This is a genomic window from Mycobacterium sp. (assembly GCF_049647605.1).
Classification (GTDB): Bacteria; Actinomycetota; Actinomycetes; order Mycobacteriales; family Mycobacteriaceae; genus Mycobacterium.
Window position 1 is genome coordinate 1 of record NZ_JBARXZ010000177.1, and the last position, 20,337, is coordinate 20,337.

The window sequence follows — 20,337 nt, forward strand, 5'->3', positions numbered from 1 at the left end:
CGCCGAGATCGACGCACCGGAGGTGTGATGCGCTGTCGCCGCGCGCACCGTCGACCACGGGTCGATGGCGGTCACCGGGCTGTCCGAACCGAAGGCCAGCGGCACCCCCGCAGCCGCCAACAGCGCAAACGGGTTGAGTCCTGAGGCTCGATCGCGGCCGAGGCGACGCGCGTACATCGCGTCGTCACCGCCCCACAACGCGTCGAAATGGGGCTGCACACTGCCGATCACCCCCCAGGCACCGAGTTTGCGGGCCTGCGTGGCATCGACCATCTCCAGATGTTCGAGTCGATGTCCGCAGCGTGCGACCGCCGGTACCCCGAGCTCCTCCACCACCTGTTCGAGGGCATCGACGACGGCGCCGACGGCGGCATCTCCGATGACGTGGAAACCTGCCGTCACCCCGGCCTGGGTACAGGAGCGCAGGTGCGCGGTGACGGTGTCGGCATCCAGATAGCACCGCCCGCAGTGGTCGGCGTCGGCGTACGGCTCCGAGAGCCAGGCAGTGCGGGAACCGAGAGCCCCGTCGACAAACAGGTCGCCGGCCAGCCCGTGTGCGCCCGTGTCTTCGAGCAGCTTCCGGGCGTGATCCGGCGAGGAGACCGCCTCACCCCAGTAGCCGAACACCTCGACGCCGTGCCGGGTGGCCCGCAGCTGCTGCCAGTCCTCGAGGCCCCCGATGTGCGGTCCGGCGCATTCGTGCACGGCGACCACCCCGGCGGCGGCAAACGCGTCCAGGGCTGCGGTGCGCGCCTCGGCGCGTTGGGAATCGGTGAGCAGAACGCGCGCTTCATCGCGCACCAGATGGTGTGCGGCGGCCCGCAGCGGGCCGTCGGGGTGGTAACCGTCGGCCTTCGCCAGCCCGTGGGCCCGGCGCCGAAGTGCCGTGGACGCCAGCGCCGAGTGCACGTCGATGCGGGAGAGATAAGCGGGCCGGCCGCCGACCGCGGCATCGATCTCGGCGGTGCTCGGCGCACCGGGCACCGGCCAGGCCGAGTCATCCCAGCCGTGGCCCCACACCATGGCCTCGGGCCGAGAGCGCGCGAAGTCGGCAAGCAGCTGCAGGCAATGCGCAGCGGAGGTGGCCGCACGCAGGTCCAGTCCGCTGAGCAGCAGCCCGGTCGAGGTCACGTGCACGTGGCTGTCCACAAATGCCGGAGCCACGAAGGCACCGCCCAGATCGACGACGGTCGCGTCGGGGAACTGGGTGCGGGCCACCTCATCGCTTCCGAGCCAGGCCACAGTGTCCCCACGAACGGCCATCGCCGTGGCGTCGGGATGTGTCGGGCTGTGGATGCGGCCGTTGAGCAGCAGCGTCGTCACGCAGACACGCTACCTACCCGGACTAACGCTCCAGCGGCCGGTCGGTGCGGAGGACGTCGCTGTCGGGAAGATCGTCGTGGACGTCGACCACTTCCCCGTCGATGTACTGGCCGCGTCCGCGTGCCGGCGCTCCGGGCACACCACCGAGGTTGATGACGGTGACATTGCGGGTGATCCCGCGGGCGGCAACCAGCCCGGCGAGCGGGCGCATTGCGGCCCTGCTGGGCGGTGCCAGCATCAGCAGACCGACCACGGTGGTGACCAGGCCGGGGATGAACACCAGCACCGAACCGAGTGCCACCAGCGCGCTGTCGGTCACGGCGCCTTGCGGGTCTTTGATGCCCTGCCGCAGTTTCGCCAGCTGACGGCGCAGTTGCGAGCCGGCCAGCGCGATACCCAGCAGGAAGGTGCCGATCAGTGCGATCAGCGTCCAGCCGAACCCGATGGTCGCCGTGAGCGCGACAATGACCGCCATCTCGACGAGGACGTAAAGCAGGAACAGGCGCATCACCATGTAGGGGTCAACGTGTTGGATCAGCTACGGGTTCCCCGTAGCCGGTTGCACCTCGATGGCGGCGTGCACCTTGTCGATGCCGCCCCGCACGATCGCCTGCGGAATCCACCACCAGGCGTGCCACCAATAACGTCTGGTAACCATGTCGAACACTCGCCGGGTCTCCGACTTCGGCAGGTTGCGGGCAACCGCCTCCACCGGCGCCCCCTTGGGTTTTCCCAGCACACCACACTTCTGAATGGTGACCCGCGGAGTGTTGTTGATGCGCTTGGTCTTCCACGACCCGTCGTCGGTGCTGATCAACAATTTGCCGTCGCAGGGCACGCCCCACACCGCTGTCGGCTTGGGCCGGCCGTCTTTGGTGAAGGTGGTCAACAGCAGGTACTTCGCGTTCGCCACGTCACTGAACGAGTCCGGCATGTGTCACTCCACCGCCCTGAGTTCGAGGCCGATGTTGTTGGTCATGCCGCCGCGCAGCTTCGAGAAGAAGTTGAAAGTCTTGCCGAGCAGCCCGTACCGCGCGCCGATGGCGTCGTAGACCTCACCGGTGCGTGAGCTGTCGAGGACGGCGGCGACAGCCTCCACCGCCTCGCCCTTGGGGTTGCCACGGCGATCGCATTTGGCGATGGTGACCCGGGCGGTGTTGCGGATGCGCTTGACCTTCCACGACTTCTCCTGGGTGATCACCAGCAGGGTGTCCCCCGACGGTGCCGCCCAGATGGCGGTCGGTTTGGGGCGACCGTCCTTGGTGAAAGTGGTGAGCAGGATGTACTCGGCTTTGGCGACTTCAGCAAATGTGACAGCCATGGAGATCAACCTAACGTCGCGGGGTATGTGGGATCTACCGTAATGAGACCGGGCCACCCGTTCCCACCGGGCGACGGCGGGCGACTTTCGATCAGCGGTAGCCAAACGGTGTGCCGATACCCCGCCACGGCCGAGCATCACCGATATGGCTGTGGAGATAACAAAGCTCGGTGGCAACATCGGCGCCCAGATCGACGGGCTGAGCCTCACCGGCTCCCTGGACACCGAGGCGGTTCGCGCGGTGAACGCCGCACTGCTGGAACACAAGGTGATCTTCTTCCGCGATCAGCATCACCTCGACGACGAGGAGCAGCTGGCATTCGCCCGACTGTTGGGCACCCCGACGATCGCCCATCCGACGGTGACCTCGCGGGGTCATCAGGTGCTGCCCATCGATTCGCGCTATGACAAGGCCAACAGCTGGCACACCGACGTCACCTTTGTCGACCGTGTTCCCAAGGCGTCACTCCTGCGGGCGGTGGTGTTGCCCGAGTACGGCGGCACCACGGTGTGGGCCAACACCGAAACCGCCTACGACCAGCTGCCCGCCCCGTTGCGGGCATTGGCCGAGACGCTGTGGGCGGTGCACACCAACCAGTACGACTACGCCACCGAACATCCCGCCGATGTCGATGAGCTGGTGCCCGATTCGACCCGCGACTATCGCGAGGAGTTCGAGTCGACCTATTTCGAGACCGAGCATCCGGTGGTGCGGGTGCATCCCGAAACGGGTCGCCGGGTGCTGGTGCTGGGCCACTTCGTGAAGCGGTTTGTCGGTTTGGGGGCGGCCGAATCGCGGGCGCTGTTCGAGCTGTTCCAGTCGCGGATCACCCGGCTGGAGAACACCGTGCGGTGGAACTGGCGGCTCGGCGACCTCGCGATCTGGGACAACCGCGCCACCCAGCATTACGCGGTGTCCGATTACGACGACCACTATCGCCGGCTGAACCGGGTCACGCTGTCCGGGGACGTGCCCGTCGACATCCATGGGCGGCCCAGCCGGGTGGTTGCCGGCGACGCCAGTCACTATTCACCCATCCTCGCGGCGGTGCCCGCCTAGTCGTACGGTGAACGGGTGGATCGTGAACGTGACCAGGATGCCTGCCCCGGTGCCCTGCAGGTGCACCAGGCCGCCGACGGCGCCCTCGTCCGGATCCGGCTCCCCGGCGGCATGCTGCGCTCCGACCAGCTCGAAGCATTGGCCCGGGCGGCGGCGGAACACGGTTCCGCGACGCTGGAGCTGACGTCGCGGGGCAGCGTTCAGCTGCGGGGTATCAGCGACACCTCGACGGTGGCCGATGCCGTGGCCGCTGCCGATCTGCTGCCGTCACCCACCCATGAGCGGGTCCGCAACATCGTGTCGTCCCCGCTGTCCGGCCGCGTCGGTGGTGTGCTCGATGTCCGGCCCTGGGTGGCCGAACTGGATGCGGCGCTGCGGGCCGATCCGGTGCTGGCCGGGCTACCGGGACGGTTCTGGTTCAGCTTCGACGACGGCAGCGCCGACGTGTCCGGGTTGCGTGCCGACGTCGGCGTGCACGTGCTCGACGACGGCACACCGGCATTGTTGCTCTCCGGTACCGACACCGGGGTGCGGTTGTGTCCCGATGAGGTGATCGCCACCCTGTGCGACGTGGCGCGCCGGTTTGTGGCGATTCGGGAGAACCGTTGGCGGGTTGCCGAATTGGACGATCCAGAGGTGCTACTGGCGGAGCTGACACCCACCGCCGGTCCCGGCCGCAGCTGGCCCGTACAGACCCACGGTCCGGTCGGCTGGTTGCAGCAGCGCGACGGCCGCGTCGCCCTCGGCGCGGCGGTGCCGCTGGGCGTGTTGCCATCGCGTACCGCCGAGTATGTGGCGGCCATCGGTGCGCCCATCGTGATCACGCCGTGGCGGTCCCTGTTGGTGTGCGACCTGTCCGACGAGGTGGCCGACGTCTCGCTGCGGGTACTGGCCCCGCAGGGCCTGATCTTCGACGAGAACTCGGCATGGCTGAATGTCAGCGCATGTGTGGGCAGCCCGGGCTGCGAACGGTCGGTCGCCGATGTGCGCGCCGATGCCACCGCGGCAGTGAATTCGGGTGCCAACATCGGCGTCGGTCACCGCCACCACTATGTGGGCTGCGAACGGGCCTGCGGCAGCCCCGGTGTCGGTGAGGTGCTGGTTGCCACCGTGGACGGCTACCGCCTCCGGGCGCAGCCGGCTTAGCGCGGCATCCGCCGCCACAGCCGCTGCGGCAGCAGTCGCATCACAAACACCAGAACCGCCAGCGACCCGGGCACCCACACCGATCGTCGACCAGTCGCCAACGCGCGGGCGGCCGCCTCCGCCACCTGCGCCGGGGTGCTCGACAGTGGCGCGGGGTCCATCCCCTCGGTCATCCGGCCGATGACAAATCCGGGCCGCACGATCAGCAGTTGCACACCGGTGCCGTGCAGGGCGTCGGCCAACCCGCCGGCGAACCCGTCGAGCCCGGCTTTGGCCGAACCGTAGACGTAGTTGGCGCGGCGCACCCGGGCGCCGGCCACCGAGGAGAACACCACGATCCGGCCGCGGCCGGCGAGTCGATCCCCCGTCGCTTCGCTCGCCCGAGCCCGCATCCGATCGCTCAGCAGGGTCAGCAGACTCACCTGCGCCACATAGTCGGTGTGCACGATCGCCACCGCATGGTCGGCATCGGATTCCGCGCGGGCCTGGTCACCGAGAATCCCGAACGCCAGCACCGCGGTGTCGATCCGGCCGTGCTCGCCGATGATCTCGTCGAGCAGGCGGCGATGGCTGCCCAGGTCGTCGGCGTCGAACTTCTTCACCTGGACCGTCACCGCCCCGGCCGCGGTCAGCGCGGCTACCTGCTGTTCGAGGCCGTTCCCGTCACGGGTGGTGAGCACCACGGTGGCGCCGCGGGCCAGTCGCAGCGCCAGTTCCGAGCCGATCTCGCTGCGCCCACCAAAAATCACGATCACGCCTGGATCCGTGTCTTTCACAGCTGCGATTATCTCCTGCGCTAGCGTGGCTCCTGATGGCGAAGGCAACCACACGACTGACCAATGATGCGCTGGCGTTTCTGACCGAGCGCCATCTTGCGATGCTCACGACTCTGCGCTCGGACGGTTCGCCGCATGTGGTTGCGGTCGGTTTCACGTTCGACCCCAAGACCCACATCGCCCGCGTCATCACCACCGGCGGTTCGCAGAAGGCGGTCAACGCCGAGCGGGGCGGAGTGGCGGTCCTCAGCCAGGTCGATGGCGCTCGCTGGCTGTCCCTGGAGGGCCGGGCCGCGGTGCTCACCGATGCGGAGTCGGTGCGTGACGCCGAACTGCGCTACGCCCAGCGCTACCGAACCCCCCGGGTGAATCCGCGCCGGGTGGCCGTCGAGATCCACATCGAACGGGTGCTGGGTAGCTCGGATCTGCTGGACCGCACCTGAGCCCGATCTCAGCGTGAGATCGGGACCACGACCAGCTCATGCGGGCGGGTGTTGAGGGGTTCGGCGCCGTCGGCGGTGACGATCACGATGTCCTCGATGCGGGCACCCCAGTTTCCGGGGAAGTAGATTCCCGGCTCCACGCTGAACGCCATTCCCGGTTGTAGCGCCAGGTCGTTGCCGGCGACGATGTAGGGCTCCTCGTGCACCGACAGCCCGATGCCGTGCCCGGTGCGGTGCACGAAGTACTCGGCCAGGCCGGCTTCGGCCAGCACGTCGCGGGCGGCGGCGTCTATCTGCTCGGCGGTCACGCCGGGGCGCACCGCCGCAATCGCCGCCTGCTGCGCCCGTTGCAGGACTGAATATTGCTGCGCCACTTCGGCGTTCGGCTCGCCGAGACTGTAGGTGCGGGTGCAGTCGGAGTTGTAGCCGGGCTCATACGGGCCGCCGATGTCGACGACGACGACGTCCCCGGCCTGCAGCTCCCGGTCTGACACCTCGTGGTGCGGATCGGCACCGTGCGGGCCGGAGCCGACGATGATGAACGCCGCAGCGGAATGCCCTTCGGCGACAATGGCTTTCTCGATATCGGCGGCGACGTCGGACTCGGTTCGGCCTGGCACCAGGAACTCGGGTACCCGCGCGTGCACCCGATCGATCGCGGCGCCGGCCTTGCGCAGGGCATCGACTTCGCTCGGATCTTTCACCATGCGCAGGGTGCGCAGCACCTCGGTGGCCAGCACCGGCACCACACCGAGCGTGTCGGCCAGCGGCAGCAGGTGCAGCGCCGGCATCGCATCGGTGACGGCCACCGCCATCGAGGGCTCCGATGCCCCCGTCAGCACCGCCGCCACCAGGTCGTAGGGGTTGTCGCCGTCCACCCAGTCCCGCACCGGCAGATCGAGTTCGAGCACCGCCGAATCCTTCAGCGACGCCAGCTCCAGCCGGGGCACCACCACCGTCGGGGTGCCTGAGGCCGGGATCACCAGGGCGGTCAGCCTTTCGAATGTCTCGGCCCGCGACCCCACCAGATACCGGAGGTCGTAACCGGGGGTGATCACCAACCCGGACAGCCCGGCGGCTGCGGCGGCCGCAGCGGCCGCGGCCAACCGATCGGAGTACACGCTGGATTCGAAACGACTCGAGCTCATGCTGTCAGGCTAGTCTGCCGGTTCGAGCGCGGTCTGGTCGGCGGATTGAGCGGCCACCAGAACCACCGGCCCAGCAGGGCGGCGATCGACGGCACCATGAAGGCCCGCACGACAAACGTGTCGAACAGCAGCCCGATCCCGATGAAGGTGCCCATCTGACCGATGGTGCGCAGGTCGCTGACCACCAGGGAGGACATGGTGAACGCGAACACCACACCGGCGATGGTGACAACACTTCCGGTGCCGCCCATTGCCCGGATGATGCCGGTTTTGAGGCCGCCGGGTATCTCTTCCTTGAACCTCGCCACCATCATCAGGTTGTAGTCCGCTCCGACCGCCAGCAGCACGATGACCGCCATGGGGACCACCATCCAGTGCAACGGCAATCCGATGATGTACTGCCACAACACAACCGAGAGCCCGTAGGACGCCCCCAAGGATGTCAGAACCGTACCGACGATCACCATCGCGGCCACCAGACTCTTGGTGACCAGCAGCATGATGGCGAAGATCAGGCACACCGAGGCGATACCGGCGATCAGCAGATCATATTTGGATCCGTCGGCCAGATCCTTGTAGGTGGCCGCCATACCGCCCAGCGATATCCGGGCGTCCTCCAGCGGGGTGCCCTTGATCGCCTCGATGGCCGCCACCTTGATGGGGTCCACCCGCGACAGCCCTTCCGGGGTGGCCGGGTCGCCGCGGTGGCTGATGATCATCCGCACCGATTTGCCGTCAGGTGAGACGAACAGGTCCATGGCGCGCCGGAAATCCGGATTGTCGAACACCTCCGACGGCAGATAGAACGAGTCGTCGTTACGGGCCGCGTCGAAGGCCTTGCCCATCTCGGTGGCGCCCTTGCCGGCCTCGTCCATCTGCGAGTACATCCCGTACATGGTGGAATGCATGGTCAGCATCATCTGCTGCATGTTTTCCATGGTGGCGATCATCGCCGGGAACTGGGCCAGCATTTCCGGCATCAGCGCGTTCAGATCGGTGAAGCCCAGGATCATCCGGTCCATCTGATCGGTGAGCACACTGATGCCGTCGAGACTGTCGAACACCGACCGCAGCGACCAGCACAACGGGATGTTGTAGCACTTGGGTTCCCAGTAGAAGTAGTTGCGGATCGGCCGGAAGAAGTCGTCGAAATTGGCCATGCTGTCGCGCAGTTCCAGCGTGGTGTCCTGCAGGTCCTGGACATCGCCGAGCATGTCGCCGGTGATGTTCGACATCCGCGTCATCAGCGACTGCATGTTCCGCATGATCTCGATGGTGTTGCCCAGGTCTTCGGCCTGGGCTTTCATGTCGTCGAGACGGTCGAACATGAACTGCATGTTCTGGGCCATCCCGACACCCTGCATGCTGATCATGAACGGAATCGAGGTGTTCTCGATCGGGGTCCCCTGCGGGCGCGTCGGCGCCTGTACCCGCGAGATGCCCTCGACCCGGAACACCGCCTTGGCCACCTTGTCCAGCACCAGGAAATCGGCGGAGTTGCGTAGGTCGTGGTCGGCTTCGATCAGCAGGATCTCCGGGTTCATCCGCTCCGCCGAGAAGTGCCGGTCGGCGGCGAGATAGCCCTCGTTGGAGGGAATGTCGGCCGGGATGAACTGCCGGTCGTCGTAGGTGGCCGTCGAGAACGGCACCGCCGCCAGCCCGACCAGGGAGACCGCCAGCGACGCCAGCAGGATCGGTACCGGCCAGCGCACCACCGAGGTGCCGATCCGTCGCCAGAACCGGATTCGCATGGCGCGCTTGGGCTCCAGCAGACCGAATCGGCTGGCGATGGTGATCACCGCCGGTCCCAGCGTCAGCGCCGCCGAGACCACCACGAGCATGCCGACCGCGCAAGGGATTCCGAGGCTCTGGAAGTACGGCATCCGAGTCAGGCTCAGACAAAACGCCGCCCCGGCGATCGTCAGGGCTGACCCGAGGATGACGTGGGCGGTGCCGCGGAACATCTCGTAGTACGCGGCCTCCGGATCGGCGCCGGCAGCGCGGGCCTCCTGGTAGCGGCCCAGCAGAAAGACCACATAGTCGGTGCCGGCCGCGATCGCCATGGCCACCACCAGGTTGACCGCGAATGTCGACAGCCCGATCACCTGGAAATGCCCCAGGACCGCCACCGCGCCGGTGGCTGCCCCCAGCTGCAGGGCGACCACAACAAGCCCGATCACCACAGTGACGATCGACCGGTAGAAGAACAGCAGCAGCACGATGATGACCGAGAACGTCACCACGGTGATCAGCAGGACGGTGCGCTCACCGGCGTGTTGGAGGTCGGCCTGCAGTGCGGCCGGGCCGGTGACGTACACCGTCACCCCGTCGGGAGGCGCGACGGCCTCGACGGCGGTGCGCACGGCGCCCACCGACTCGTTGGCCAGGGTCTCGCCCATGTTGCCGGCCAGGAACAGCTGCACGTAGGCGGCCCGACCGTCGGTGCTCTGCGCGCCCGACTCGGTGAGCGGATCTCCCCAGAAGTCCTGGACGTTCTGGATGTGGGCGGTGTCGGCCCGCAATCGCTGGATCAGGTCGTCGTAGTAGGCGTGGGCGTCCGCGCCGAGCGGTTCGGTGCCCTCGAGCACGATCAGCGCGATGCTGTCGGAGTTGGATTCCTCGAACACCTTGCCCATCTGCGTCATCGCTTGCAGCGACGGCGCATCGGTGGGATTCAGTGGCACCGAGTTCTCCGCGGCCACCTGTTCCAGCGGCGGTATCAGCACCGCGGCGGCGGCGACCAGGGCCACCCAGCCGATCACGATCGGGACCGCCAGACGCCTGATCCAGCGGGCCAGCGCGGTCGGTTCGGCGTTCACATTGGTGTGGGCGCGGCGCATCAGGTGGACTTCGCCATGCAGTAGACGTAGGCGCTCACGGCGCTGGAACTCCGCTCATCGTGGACGTCACCGTCGGAGGAGATTCGGCATCCGAGGTAGTCGCCACCGCCCTGGGCGACGATATTGGCCGCCATCGACGGCGCTGTGGTTTCGACCTCGATGAACCATGGCAGGGCGGCATCGTCGACCTGGATCGGTTCGCCGTCGGGGTCGAGGTAGTTGATGTCGGCACGGGCTCCGGGGTTGCCGAAGATCTCATACCGGACCCGCTTCGGGTTCGAGTTGTTGGTGACGTCGACCGTGCTGCCGGCATAGGTGGGCAGCTGCTGAGAGCCGAAGATTCCGCGGACCCGGGAAACGGTGAATCCTCCCAGGGCGAGTACCACCACCAATGCCAGCGGCAGCCACACGCGTTTGAGCACGGTGACGATCGCAGTTCCCTTCTCTGGGACGAAGCCGCTGACTGATTGTGAACTGAGGCTAACCTATGTCATTGCGTCAGCGGCACGTTGCCTGGTCGGGGTCGTGCCGCTCCGGCCTCGACGTCACACCCGGCTGGCAGGATGGTCGGGTGCCTTCTCCTGACGCGGGTTCACCCGCCGACTCCCCCGTTCTGCTGCTCGACGGCGCCAGTATGTGGTTCCGCTCCTTCTTCGGGGTGCCGTCGTCGATCAAGGCACCCGACGGCAGGCCGGTCAATGCGGTTCGCGGCTTCCTCGACGCCATCGCCACCCTGGTGACTCAGCACCGGCCGGGACGGTTGGTGGTGTGCCTGGACTTGGACTGGCGTCCGCAGTGGCGCGTGGATCTGGTGCCGTCGTACAAGGCGCACCGCGTGGAGCAGGAGAGCCCCGCGGGCACACCCGACGTCGAGGAAGTACCGGACGAGTTGACCCCACAGGTCGAGATGATCGCCGAGCTGCTGGAGGCATTCGGGATCACCACCGCCGGGGCACCGGGATTCGAAGCCGACGACGTGTTGGGCACCCTGGCTGCCCAAGAACGCCGCGATCCGGTCATCGTGGTCAGCGGTGACCGTGACCTGCTGCAGGTGGTCACCGATGATCCTGTCGCGGTGCGCGTGCTGTACATCGGCCGCGGGCTGGCCAAAGCCACATTGTTCGGGCCCACCGAGGTGGCCGAGCACTACGCGGTGCCGGCCGACCGTGCCGGTGCGGCCTACGCCGAGCTGGCCCTGCTGCGCGGCGACCCGTCCGACGGGCTGCCCGGGGTGCCGGGAATCGGCGAGAAGACGGCCGCGACGCTACTGTCGCAGCATCACTCGCTGGCCGGCATCCGGGCCGCCGCCGAAGACCCGAAATCGTCTGTGCCCAAGGGTGTTCGAGCCAAGCTGGCAGCCGCAGCGGTGTATCTCGATGCGGCCGGCCCAGTGGTGAAGGTGGCCACCGACGCCCCGGTCACGATGTCCACCGACACCGATGTGTTGCCGTTGGCGGCCGCCGACCCGCAGCGGGTCGCCGACCTGGCGCAGACCTACGGCGTCGGCTCCTCGATCGCCCGCCTTCAGGCGGCGCTCGACAAGCTCTAGCGCGGGCGGCCGACCTCGTAGGTGCCGTCGTCGTCCTGGAACGTGACCGTCACCTGGCGCTTGGTGCCATCGATGCTGACCTCGCAGGTGAAGGTGTCACCCTTCTTGACGGTCGGGCTCTCGCCGCCGTTGCAGATGACGTCCTCGACGTTGGTGGCTCCGTAGCCGTTGGCCTCGTCGGTGAGGATCCGCTGCACACCCTCCTGCGCCTTCGTCACGTCCAACTTGGTGGTGACAAAGAAGCCGGGCTTCCAGAAGCCGAGTACCAGAACCAGCGCCACGACGATCGCGCCGAGAACACCGAGGATGGTGCCGACCGCCGCCATCGATTTCTTGGAGCCCTCGTCCCCGGGCGGCGGACCGTAGGGGTACTGACCGGGCTGACCCGGCTGACCTGGCTGCGGGTACGCGCCGGGCTGACCGTACTGCGGCTGGCCGGGCTGGCAGTACTGCGGCTGGCCGGGCTGGCCGTACTGCGGCTGGCCGTACTGGGGCTGACCCGGCTGCGGGTAGCCGCCGGGCTGCTGCCCGTACTGCGGATAGGCACCGGGCTGCGGGTAAGTGGGCTGGCCGTAACCGGGAACGGTCCCCGAACCCGGCTGGGTGTAGGGCTGCTGCGGCTGGTGGGCCGGGTTGTAACCCGAAGCCTGCCCCGGCGCGGGCGCCTGATAGGGCGAATACTGCTGGTGCGGAGGCGGATACGCCGGCTGCTGCCAGTTGGGTGCCTGCTGCGTGGGCTGGGCGCCCTGCTCGCCGCTGGGCGGCTGCCAGTTGGGTGCCTGCTGGGTGGACTGCTCACCCTGGTCACCGCTGGGCGGCTGCCAGCTGGGCGCCTCCGTGGGTTGGTCGGACGAACCGCTGGCGGGCTGATCCTGACCCTGTTGCCCTTGCCAGGGCTGGTTCGGATCGGTTCCCTGGGGTCCGCTCATCGTCTCTCCTCGGTGCTCAACATGCTGGCATCAAACGTAGCGTCTGCAACACCCTACCCGCCATCAACAGCCACGACGCCGCGCCGCACGTCATCGACGGCACGTTTTGCGGCCACCCGTAGCGCTGGATCCGGCGCGGTGTTGCGAACCTGGTCGAGCAGGTCCAGGACCTGGCGGCACCACCGCACAAAATCACCCGCCGACAAGGAGTTTCCGGCCGATGCTTCCGCGGCGGCCGACAATGCCGACGCCAGATCACCGGCGGTGGCCCACCGGTACATGGCGTTCACAAATCCCTCGTCAGGCTCCCGAGATGGCGCGATCCGGTGCCGGCTCTCGTCCGCCCGCAACTGCCCGGACAGCCGGCGGGTCGCCGCCAACGCTCTGCGCACCCCGGCGCTGGCGACGTCGAAGGCCCGCGGGCCAGGGCCGTCACCACCCCGGGTCTCGAACACCACCGCCGACAGCACGGCGGCCAACTCGGCGGGGGCCAACCCGTTCCAGACGCCGGTCCGCAAGCACTCGGCCACCAGGAGATCGCTCTCGTTGTAGATCCGCGCCAACAACCTGCCGTCGTCGGTGACCCGGATGTCGTCACCGCGAGGTTCGACGAACCCACGTTCGGTCAGCAGGCCCACGATGCGGTCGAAGGTGCGGGCCAGCGAGTTGGTTGCGGCACCGATCTTCCCCTGCAACACGGTGTTGTCCCGTTCGATTCGCAGATAGCGTTCCGCGACACGGACTTTGACCTCACGGTCGCTGGCGGCGTGCACGGGATGGGCGCGCAGCCGCTGTCGCAGGCCGGCCAACTCGGGGTCGACGTCATCTTCCTGGTGGCCGGCGGGTCTGCCGCCGCGCCGCCGGTCCCGACCGCCATCCGGCAGCACCAGACCGGCAGCAGCCGACCGCAATGCCGAGGCGAGATCGCGCCGCACCCGGGGCTGCCGATGCTCGACCCGCTTGGGCAGCGACATCGTGCCCACCGGCGCCGACGCCGCGGTGAAATCGGCCGCCGAGATCCGGCCGGCCCACCGATGTTCGGTGAGCACCAGTGGGCGAGGTTCGTCGCTGTCATTGTCCGGCTCCAACACCACGGCCAGACCGCCGTGACGCCCGGTGATGCTGATGATGTCGCCGCGCCGCAGGGCGGTCAGGGCGTCGGCGGTCGCTCGCCGGCGCTGCACCCGCGATGCCCGCGCCTGAGCGCGTTCCCGCTCCGAGATCGTGGCGCGCAATCGCACGTAGTCGAGGATCGACTCCCCCTGCTCACCGAGTTCGGCGGCGATCTCGCCGAGCATGCGCTCGCCGCGCTCCACGCCGCGCACCAACCCGACCACCGATCGGTCCGCCTGATACTGGGCGAAGGACTGCTCCAGCAGGCGCCGCGCCTGATCCGGGCCCATCTGGTGGACCAGGTTGATGGTCATGTTGTAGGACGGCGCGAACGAACTCTTGAGCGGGAAGGTGCGGGTGGAGGCCAGGCCGGCGACCTCGGCGGGTTCGACCTCGGGCGTCCAGATGACAACGGCGTGACCTTCGACGTCGATACCGCGCCGACCGGCGCGCCCGGTCAACTGGGTGTACTCCCCCGGCGTCAGCGGGGCGTGCTGCTCACCGTTGAACTTGACCAGCTTCTCCAGCACCACGGTGCGTGCCGGCATGTTGATCCCCAGCGCCAGCGTCTCGGTGGCAAAGACCGCCTTGACCAGACCCGCGGTGAACAGCTCCTCGACGGTGTGCCGGAAGATCGGCAACATACCGGCATGGTGGGCGGCCAGTCCGCGCAGCAACCCTTCACGCCACTCGTAATACTCCAGCACTGCCAGGTCGGCTTCGAGCAGGTCCCCGCAGCGCCGATCGATGATCTCGGCGATCCGAGCGCGGTCGGAGTCGGTGGTCAATCGCAGCGAAGACCGCAGGCACTGCTTCACCGCGGCGTCACATCCGGCCCGGGAGAACACGAAGGTGATGGCCGGCAGCAGCCCTTCCCGGTCCAGAGCGGCGATCACATCGGGCCGGCTCGGTGGCCGGTAGAAGCCGGGCCGACCGCCGTGACGGTTGTGGTGCCGATCGCGGCCGCGCGGCTGCCAGTCGGTCTGCCGCTCGGCTTCCCGGCGATGCGCGATGTGACGGACCAGTTCGGGATCCACCAGCATCGGCTTACCCGAGCCCGGCTGCTGCCGGTCCAGGTCGAACAGGTCGAACAGGCGTTTACCGACCAGCATGTGCTGCCACAACGGCACCGGCCGGACCTCGTCGACGATCACCGTGGTGTCCCCACGGACCGTCTGGATCCAGCCGCCGAACTCCTCGGCGTTGCTGACCGTCGCCGAGAGGCTGACCAGCCGCACCTCGTCGGGCAGGTGCAGGATCACCTCTTCCCACACCGCACCGCGCATCCGGTCGGCCAGGAAGTGCACTTCATCCATCACCACGTAGGCGAGACCGCGCAACGCCGGCGAATCCGCGTACAGCATGTTGCGGAGCACTTCGGTGGTCATCACCACGATGGGAGCGTCGGAGTTGATCGACACGTCGCCGGTCAGCAACCCGATCCGCTCGGCACCGTAGCGCCGCACCAAGTCGGTGTGCTTCTGATTGCTCAGCGCCTTGATGGGTGTGGTGTAGAAGCACTTCCGGCCGGCCGCGAGCGCCATGTGCACCGCGAACTCGCCGACCACCGTTTTTCCGGCCCCGGTCGGGGCGCAGACCAGGACTCCGTGACCGTGCTCGAGTGCCTCACAGGCGCGCCGTTGGAAATCGTCCAGAGGGAACGGCAGCTCTGCGGTGAACTTCGACACCTCGACAAGGGTCGTCACCTCAGGTGATGTCGTCGTGAGTCAGCCGGGCCGGCGCCGACACCGGCGTCGGGGCCTCGATCGTCGAAGCTTCGTCGTCGGCCAGCGCCGCGGCTTCGCGGGCTTCGCGTTTGGCCTTGCGCTTGTCGTTGAAACGACCGATCTGGATCGCGAACTCCATCAGCAGGGTCAGCGACAGTCCCAGCGCCAGCATCGAGAACGGATCCGATCCCGGTGTCGCGAACGCCGCGAAGGTGAACACCCCCATGATGAGCCCGCGCCGCCAGGCTTTGAGCTTCTCGTAGGGCAGGATGCCGACGAGGTTGAGCATGATGATCAGCAGCGGGAATTCGAATCCCACGCCGAACACCAGCAGCAGGTTGATCAGAAAACTGAAGTACTGATCGCCGGAGAGCGCCGTGACCTGGACGTCGCTACCGACGGTCAACAGGAATCCCAACGCTTTGGACAGCACCACGTAGGCGAGCAGGGCGCCGCTGATGAACAGCGTGGCGGCCGCGACCACAAATCCGACCGCGAAGCGGCGTTCCTTGGCGTAGAGCCCGGGGGTGATGAACGCCCACAGCTGGTGGAACCACACCGGGCAGGCCAGCACGATCCCGGCCATCAAAGCCACCTTCAACCGCAGCATGAACTGGTCGAACGGTGCGGTCGCCAACAGTCGGCAGGACCCGTCGGGACTGATATCGGCACGCGCGGAGTCCGGCAGCGAACAGTACGGTCCGCGCAGCCATTCGCCGAGGCTGTCGAACCCGAACAGGCCGTTGCTGTACCACCAGAAACCGAAGATCGTCGTGACCACAACGGCCGCGGCCGAGATGAGCAACCGGGTGCGGAGTTCCCGGATGTGATCGACCAGCGACATGGTGCCGTCTGGGTTGCTCTTGGCGCGGCGCCGACGAGGGTCGAGCCGCTTCATCACGCCAGGGGTCTTCACAGGTTTTGCGCTTTTCGAGTCATCAAGACACGGTCAGCCAGCCGCACCGAAACGGTGGGCTGGCTGGTGTCCGCAGTGGTCAGGCCGGGCGAGCGTCGGTCTGGGTCGGCGCCGGAGCCTCGACCCGCTCCGACTGCACCGTCACCGGATTCGCCGTCGGATGCTGCGGGGTGACTTCAGGCTGGTCCGACTTGGACTCGCTCTGGAGTTCCTTGACTTCGGATTTGAAGATGCGCATCGACTTGCCGAGCGAGCGCGCCGCATCGGGCAGGCGTTTTGCGCCGAACAGCAGCACGAACACGGCAATCAAGATCACCCAGTGCCAGGGTTGCAGAGCACCCACTTCGGTTACCTCCAGACAGGTTCGGACCGTGGCACCGATGCTACCCCGCCGCGGCGTATGCGCCCAGTGCGGCCGTCGCCGCGCTCCGCACCTCGGCGGCCAATTCCGCGGGCTCCAGCACGGTGACCACGCCGCCCAGCCCCAGGATCAACCGCGTCATCCATTCGGTGGCGCCGTAGGTCATCTCCACCTCGAACCAACCGTCGGGCAGGTCTCGCACCGACCGAAGCGGGTAGTAGTCGAACATCCAGGATGCCTCGGGCGCGATCCGCAAGGTGGCCGACTGCAGACTGGGGTCTTGGGCCGCATCGGATCCCGGGTCGACGCTGAACAGCGAGGTGTCCGGCGGGTTCTGCAGCGCCGGTTTCGGTGCCGCCGCCGGCTCATCGAGCACCACAGCGTCCACGATGCGGTCGAACCTGAACAGCCGGACGCCCTCGGCCTCGCGGGACCACGCCTCCAGATAGCTGTGGTCCCCCACCAGAAGGATGCGGACCGGGTCGACGACCCGGCTGGAGAGGGTGTCGCGTGAGGCCGAGTAGTACTCGATGACCAGTGCTTTTTCGTCGCGGACAGCGGCCCGTACCCCGGCGGCGGCTCGGCTCTCGGCCGGTGCCGGCTCAGGTTCGGCCGATGCGGCACCGTGTGACAGGGTGCCGGCGGCGGACTCGATTTTTGCGATGGCGCTGCGGGCGGCCTCGGGATCGACCACCCCGGGCACGTCCGCCAGCGCACGCAAGGCAACCAACAGTCCGGTGGCTTCCGGCGAGGTCAGCCGCAACGGCTGGTCGATACCGGCGGAGAACGTCACCTCGATGGTGTCGCCGAAGAACTCGAAGTCGATGAGGTCGCCGGGCCCGTAGCCGGGCAGGCCGCACATCCACAGCTGGTTGATGTCGTCACGCAGCTGCCGGGTGGTCACGCCGAGATCTCCAGCGGCTTCGGCAAAGGTGATCCGTGGGTTGGCCTGGAAGTACGGCACCATGTTGAGCAGCCGAACCAGCCGCGTGGACACGTTGCTCATGACGCCGCCACCCCTGCCTGTGCCCGTAACCGCTCCAGCACTTCGTCGCGCAACCACTCCGGCTCGAGGACCACGGCGTCGGCGCCGTATCCGGCGACCTCGCGGGCCGTTCGGTCCCGCCAGCCGATGTCGATCTCGAGGATCTCGCCGGCGCGTCCACCACGTTCGGCCGGGCCGACGGTGGTCCCGGCGCGCCGCAGCGCGGTGGCGCGGCCGTCGGCCACCCAGACTCGGGCCAACTGACCGCTGGGCACCTCACCGACAACCTGGCGGACGATGGCGCGCAGGTCGACTCCTTCGGGGCGGGTCACTGCTGCGACAGGTCCCACCGCGGTGACGTCATCACCGATCCGGGACAGCCGGAAGGTTCTGGTGTCGTTTCGGCCCCGGTCATGGCCGACGAGGTACCACCGCCGGTTCATGGTGATCACTCCCCAGGGTTCGACGGTCCGCACGGTGACCGGGGCGGTGCGGGACGCGCGGTGCCGGAACTGCACGGCCTGACCCGAGTTGGTCGCCGCCAGCAGGACGCCGAGCACATCCTCGGAGCCGCGCAGCCCCGGGAGCCCGGCGACACTCGAAATGGTCACCGCGTTGTCGGATGCCGCATCGACGTCAACACCTGCCGCGCGCAGCTTGAGCAGCGCGCCCTGGGTTGCGGTGACGAGTTCCGGTGATTCCCACAGCTGGGTGGCCACTGCGACTGCGGCCGCCTCGTCGGAGCTCAGTTCGATCTCGGGCAGGGCGTAGGCGTCCCGGTTGATCCGGTAGCCCTCCGCGGGATCGAACGACGACACCCGGCCGGTTTCCAGCGGGATGCCCAGATCCCGCAGTTCGTTCTTGTCGCGTTCGAACATCCGCGAGAACGCCTCGTCACTGGGGCTGTCGGTGTATCCCGCGACACTGCGGCGGATCCGTTCGGCGGTGATGTAGCCGTGTGTCGACAACAGCGCGATGACAAGGTTCATCAGGCGTTCGACTTTGGAGATCCCCACGGATGAGACCTTAGATGTCCGGCGCCTGTGAGGCTTACATCGACGCGGGTCGCTTACCCCGGCACCGGTCACATAGAGGCGATGAGCCGTTTGACCCGCTCGTCGACCGACCGGAACGGGTCCTTGCACAGCACGGTGCGCTGGGCCTGATCGTTGAGCTTGAGGTGCACCCAGTCGACGGTGAAGTCGCGCCCGGCCTCCTGGGCGGCGCTGATGAATTCGCCGCGCAGTTTCGCCCGGGTGGTCTGCGGCGGCGTCTCGACGGCTTCGTCGATTTCTTCGTCGGTGGTGACGCGGGCGGCCAGGCCCTTGCGCTGCAGCAGGTCGAATACACCGCGACCTCGTTTGATGTCGTGATAGGCGAGGTCCAGCTGGCTGATCTTGGGGTCGGACAGGTCCATGTTGTAGCGGTCCTGGTAGCGCTGGAACAGCTTGCGTTTGATCACCCAGTCGATCTCGGTGTCGACCTTGGCGAAGTCCTGGCTCTCCACGGCGTCGAGCTGGCGGCCCCAGAGGTCGACGACCTGCTCGACCTGCGGGTTGGGTTCGCGGGTCTGCAGGTGCTCGACGGCGCGGGCGTAGTACTCGCGCTGGATGTCCAGCGCACTGGCTTGGCGGCCGCCGGCGAGCCGGACCTGGCGACGGCCGGTGAGGTCGTGGCTGACCTCGCGGATGGCCCGGATCGGATTGTCCAGCGAGAAGTCCCGGAACGGGACACCGGCTTCGATCATCTCCAGGACCAGGGCCGCCGTCCCCACCTTCAGCATGGTGGTGGTCTCGCTCATGTTGGAGTCACCGACGATGACGTGCAGTCGACGGTATTTCTCGGCGTCGGCGTGCGGCTCGTCCCGGGTGTTGATGATGGGTCGGGACCGGGTGGTGGCACTGGAGACGCCTTCCCAGATGTGCTCGGCACGCTGGGAGAGGCAGAAGGTGGCTGCCTTCGGGGTCTGCAGCACCTTGCCGGCGCCGCAGATCAGTTGGCGGGTGACCAGGAACGGCAGGAGTACGTCAGAGATCCGGGAGAATTCGCCGGCCCGCACGATCAGGTAGTTCTCGTGGCAGCCGTAGGAGTTGCCCGCAGAGTCGGTGTTGTTCTTGAACAGGTAGATGTCGCCGCCGATGCCTTCGTCGGCCAGCCGCTGCTCGGCATCGACGAGCAGGTCCTCGAGTACCCGTTCACCTGCGCGATCGTGGGTGACGAGCTGGATCAGACTGTCACATTCGGCGGTGGCGTACTCGGGATGACTGCCCACGTCCAGATAGAGGCGGGCACCGTTGCGGAGGAAGACGTTCGAGCTGCGGCCCCACGACACCACCCGCCGGAACAGGTAGCGGGCCACCTCGTCCGGCGACAGTCTCCGGTGGCCGTGGAACGTGCACGTGACGCCGAATTCGGTCTCGATACCCATGATTCGTCGCTGCACGTATCCGAGCGTACTTGGTGGTCGCTGCCGGTGGTGGGCAAGCGCGCCGAACGCACCTGTGGATGACGGTCGACGGCCGGGGCGTCGACGGTGTCAGGATGCGCGGGTGACACCGACGGTCTCGCAGGCGGGGTCCTGGGAACCTGACGCCTTGGCCGGCCTCGCCGAGGCCTGGAGCAGTGCGGCGGGCCGGCTGCAACTCGAACTCGATGCGACGGCGCGCGAAGCGCTGGGCACCGACGGGTTCTGGACCGGCT

General features: G+C 67.6%; 19 protein-coding genes. 4 read left to right on the plus strand and 15 right to left on the minus strand.

All coding sequences use genetic code 11. The annotated features are described in order from the left end of the window. From WBB07_RS22545 to WBB07_RS22560, 4 genes are all read right to left on the minus strand, one after another. The coding region (locus tag WBB07_RS22545) for an amidohydrolase (RefSeq protein ID WP_526310763.1) at nt 1-1,263 on the minus strand (1,263 nt) is incomplete at its 3' end. Nucleotides 1,264-1,345: 82 nt separating this feature from the next. After that, nucleotides 1,346-1,837, minus strand: a complete 492-nt coding sequence (locus WBB07_RS22550; RefSeq protein WP_526310733.1) for an FxsA family protein — start codon at nt 1,835-1,837, stop codon at nt 1,346-1,348. A 24-nt stretch (nt 1,838-1,861) separates the two neighbouring features. After that, on the minus strand, nt 1,862-2,257 hold the full coding sequence (locus tag WBB07_RS22555) for a PPOX class F420-dependent oxidoreductase (protein ID WP_526310735.1): 396 nt from the start codon (nt 2,255-2,257) through the stop codon (nt 1,862-1,864). Nucleotides 2,258-2,260: 3 nt separating this feature from the next. Beyond that, nucleotides 2,261-2,644 (minus strand): PPOX class F420-dependent oxidoreductase, encoded by a 384-nt coding sequence (locus tag WBB07_RS22560; RefSeq protein WP_526310737.1) that lies wholly within the window; start codon nt 2,642-2,644, stop codon nt 2,261-2,263. Between the two features lie 145 nt (nt 2,645-2,789). Between WBB07_RS22560 and WBB07_RS22565 the strand changes: the two genes are divergently transcribed. Together WBB07_RS22565 and cobG are read left to right on the plus strand one after the other, a co-directional pair. Then, the gene (locus WBB07_RS22565; protein ID WP_526310739.1) at nt 2,790-3,704 is read left to right on the plus strand and encodes a TauD/TfdA dioxygenase family protein; all 915 of its coding nucleotides are present in this window, start codon (nt 2,790-2,792) and stop codon (nt 3,702-3,704) included. Nucleotides 3,705-3,719: 15 nt separating this feature from the next. Continuing rightward, entirely contained in the window at nt 3,720-4,850 is a 1,131-nt protein-coding gene (cobG, locus tag WBB07_RS22570) for a precorrin-3B synthase (protein WP_526310741.1), read from the plus strand. Here cobG and WBB07_RS22575 read toward each other — a convergent pair. Further along, nucleotides 4,847-5,626: an SDR family NAD(P)-dependent oxidoreductase gene (locus tag WBB07_RS22575; protein ID WP_526310743.1), complete on the minus strand. Its 780-nt coding sequence runs from the start codon at nt 5,624-5,626 to the stop codon at nt 4,847-4,849. The genes cobG and WBB07_RS22575 overlap by 4 nt on opposite strands. A gap of 35 nt (nt 5,627-5,661) precedes the next feature. Between WBB07_RS22575 and WBB07_RS22580 the strand changes: the two genes are divergently transcribed. Further along, nucleotides 5,662-6,069, plus strand: a complete 408-nt coding sequence (locus WBB07_RS22580) for a F420-dependent biliverdin reductase (RefSeq protein WP_526310745.1) — start codon at nt 5,662-5,664, stop codon at nt 6,067-6,069. A gap of 8 nt (nt 6,070-6,077) precedes the next feature. Here the strand turns inward: WBB07_RS22580 and WBB07_RS22585 are convergent, their stop codons facing one another. From WBB07_RS22585 to WBB07_RS22595, 3 genes are read right to left on the minus strand one after another with little or no spacing between them, the layout of a single operon-like run. Then, nucleotides 6,078-7,217, minus strand: a complete 1,140-nt coding sequence (locus WBB07_RS22585; RefSeq protein ID WP_526310746.1) for a M24 family metallopeptidase — start codon at nt 7,215-7,217, stop codon at nt 6,078-6,080. Further along, nucleotides 7,214-10,057, minus strand: a complete 2,844-nt coding sequence (locus tag WBB07_RS22590; protein WP_526310748.1) for an MMPL/RND family transporter — start codon at nt 10,055-10,057, stop codon at nt 7,214-7,216. The genes WBB07_RS22585 and WBB07_RS22590 overlap by 4 nt, the downstream gene beginning before the upstream one ends. Further along, nucleotides 10,057-10,479, minus strand: coding sequence for an MmpS family transport accessory protein (locus WBB07_RS22595; protein WP_526310750.1), 423 nt, complete (start codon nt 10,477-10,479; stop codon nt 10,057-10,059). Before WBB07_RS22595 ends, WBB07_RS22590 begins: the two co-directional genes overlap by 1 nt. 149 nt (nt 10,480-10,628) lie before the next feature. Here WBB07_RS22595 and WBB07_RS22600 point away from each other — a divergent pair, with 149 nt between their 5' ends. Then, nucleotides 10,629-11,606, plus strand: coding sequence for a 5'-3' exonuclease (locus WBB07_RS22600; protein ID WP_526310751.1), 978 nt, complete (start codon nt 10,629-10,631; stop codon nt 11,604-11,606). On the opposite strand, the gene WBB07_RS22605 is transcribed toward WBB07_RS22600, so the two are convergent. From WBB07_RS22605 to pafA, 7 genes are all read right to left on the minus strand, one after another. Beyond that, entirely contained in the window at nt 11,603-12,535 is a 933-nt protein-coding gene (locus tag WBB07_RS22605; protein WP_526310753.1) for a DUF4333 domain-containing protein, read from the minus strand. The two genes, WBB07_RS22600 and WBB07_RS22605, sit on opposite strands and share 4 nt — an antisense overlap. A gap of 53 nt (nt 12,536-12,588) precedes the next feature. Further along, nucleotides 12,589-15,354, minus strand: a complete 2,766-nt coding sequence (locus tag WBB07_RS22610; RefSeq protein WP_526310754.1) for a DEAD/DEAH box helicase — start codon at nt 15,352-15,354, stop codon at nt 12,589-12,591. Between the two features lies 1 nt (nt 15,355). Then, entirely contained in the window at nt 15,356-16,291 is a 936-nt protein-coding gene (gene tatC, locus WBB07_RS22615; protein WP_526310755.1) for a twin-arginine translocase subunit TatC, read from the minus strand. Between the two features lie 79 nt (nt 16,292-16,370). Continuing rightward, nucleotides 16,371-16,634: a Sec-independent protein translocase subunit TatA gene (gene tatA / locus WBB07_RS22620; RefSeq protein WP_526310756.1), complete on the minus strand. Its 264-nt coding sequence runs from the start codon at nt 16,632-16,634 to the stop codon at nt 16,371-16,373. 40 nt (nt 16,635-16,674) lie between these two features. Next, a complete protein-coding gene (locus WBB07_RS22625) occupies nt 16,675-17,658 on the minus strand; it encodes a helix-turn-helix transcriptional regulator (protein WP_526310758.1) in 984 nt (327 codons plus the stop codon). Beyond that, the gene (locus WBB07_RS22630) at nt 17,655-18,653 is read right to left on the minus strand and encodes a helix-turn-helix transcriptional regulator (RefSeq protein ID WP_526310759.1); all 999 of its coding nucleotides are present in this window, start codon (nt 18,651-18,653) and stop codon (nt 17,655-17,657) included. The genes WBB07_RS22625 and WBB07_RS22630 overlap by 4 nt, the downstream gene beginning before the upstream one ends. A 68-nt stretch (nt 18,654-18,721) precedes the next feature. Further along, complete coding sequence (gene pafA / locus WBB07_RS22635; RefSeq protein ID WP_526310761.1) at nt 18,722-20,080, minus strand: Pup--protein ligase; 1,359 nt, start codon at nt 20,078-20,080, stop codon at nt 18,722-18,724. Nucleotides 20,081-20,337: the final 257 nt, after the last annotated feature.

Coding starts and splice junctions, on each gene's coding strand:
- WBB07_RS22550 (WP_526310733.1), bottom strand. CDS start 1,837: ATGGTGATGCGCCTGTTCCTGCTTTACGTCCTCGTCGAGATGGCGGTC.
- WBB07_RS22555 (WP_526310735.1), bottom strand. CDS start 2,257: ATGCCGGACTCGTTCAGTGACGTGGCGAACGCGAAGTACCTGCTGTTG.
- WBB07_RS22560 (WP_526310737.1), bottom strand. CDS start 2,644: ATGGCTGTCACATTTGCTGAAGTCGCCAAAGCCGAGTACATCCTGCTC.
- WBB07_RS22565 (WP_526310739.1), top strand. CDS start 2,790: ATGGCTGTGGAGATAACAAAGCTCGGTGGCAACATCGGCGCCCAGATC.
- WBB07_RS22580 (WP_526310745.1), top strand. CDS start 5,662: ATGGCGAAGGCAACCACACGACTGACCAATGATGCGCTGGCGTTTCTG.
- WBB07_RS22585 (WP_526310746.1), bottom strand. CDS start 7,217: ATGAGCTCGAGTCGTTTCGAATCCAGCGTGTACTCCGATCGGTTGGCC.
- WBB07_RS22590 (WP_526310748.1), bottom strand. CDS start 10,057: ATGCGCCGCGCCCACACCAATGTGAACGCCGAACCGACCGCGCTGGCC.
- WBB07_RS22605 (WP_526310753.1), bottom strand. CDS start 12,535: ATGAGCGGACCCCAGGGAACCGATCCGAACCAGCCCTGGCAAGGGCAA.
- WBB07_RS22625 (WP_526310758.1), bottom strand. CDS start 17,658: ATGAGCAACGTGTCCACGCGGCTGGTTCGGCTGCTCAACATGGTGCCG.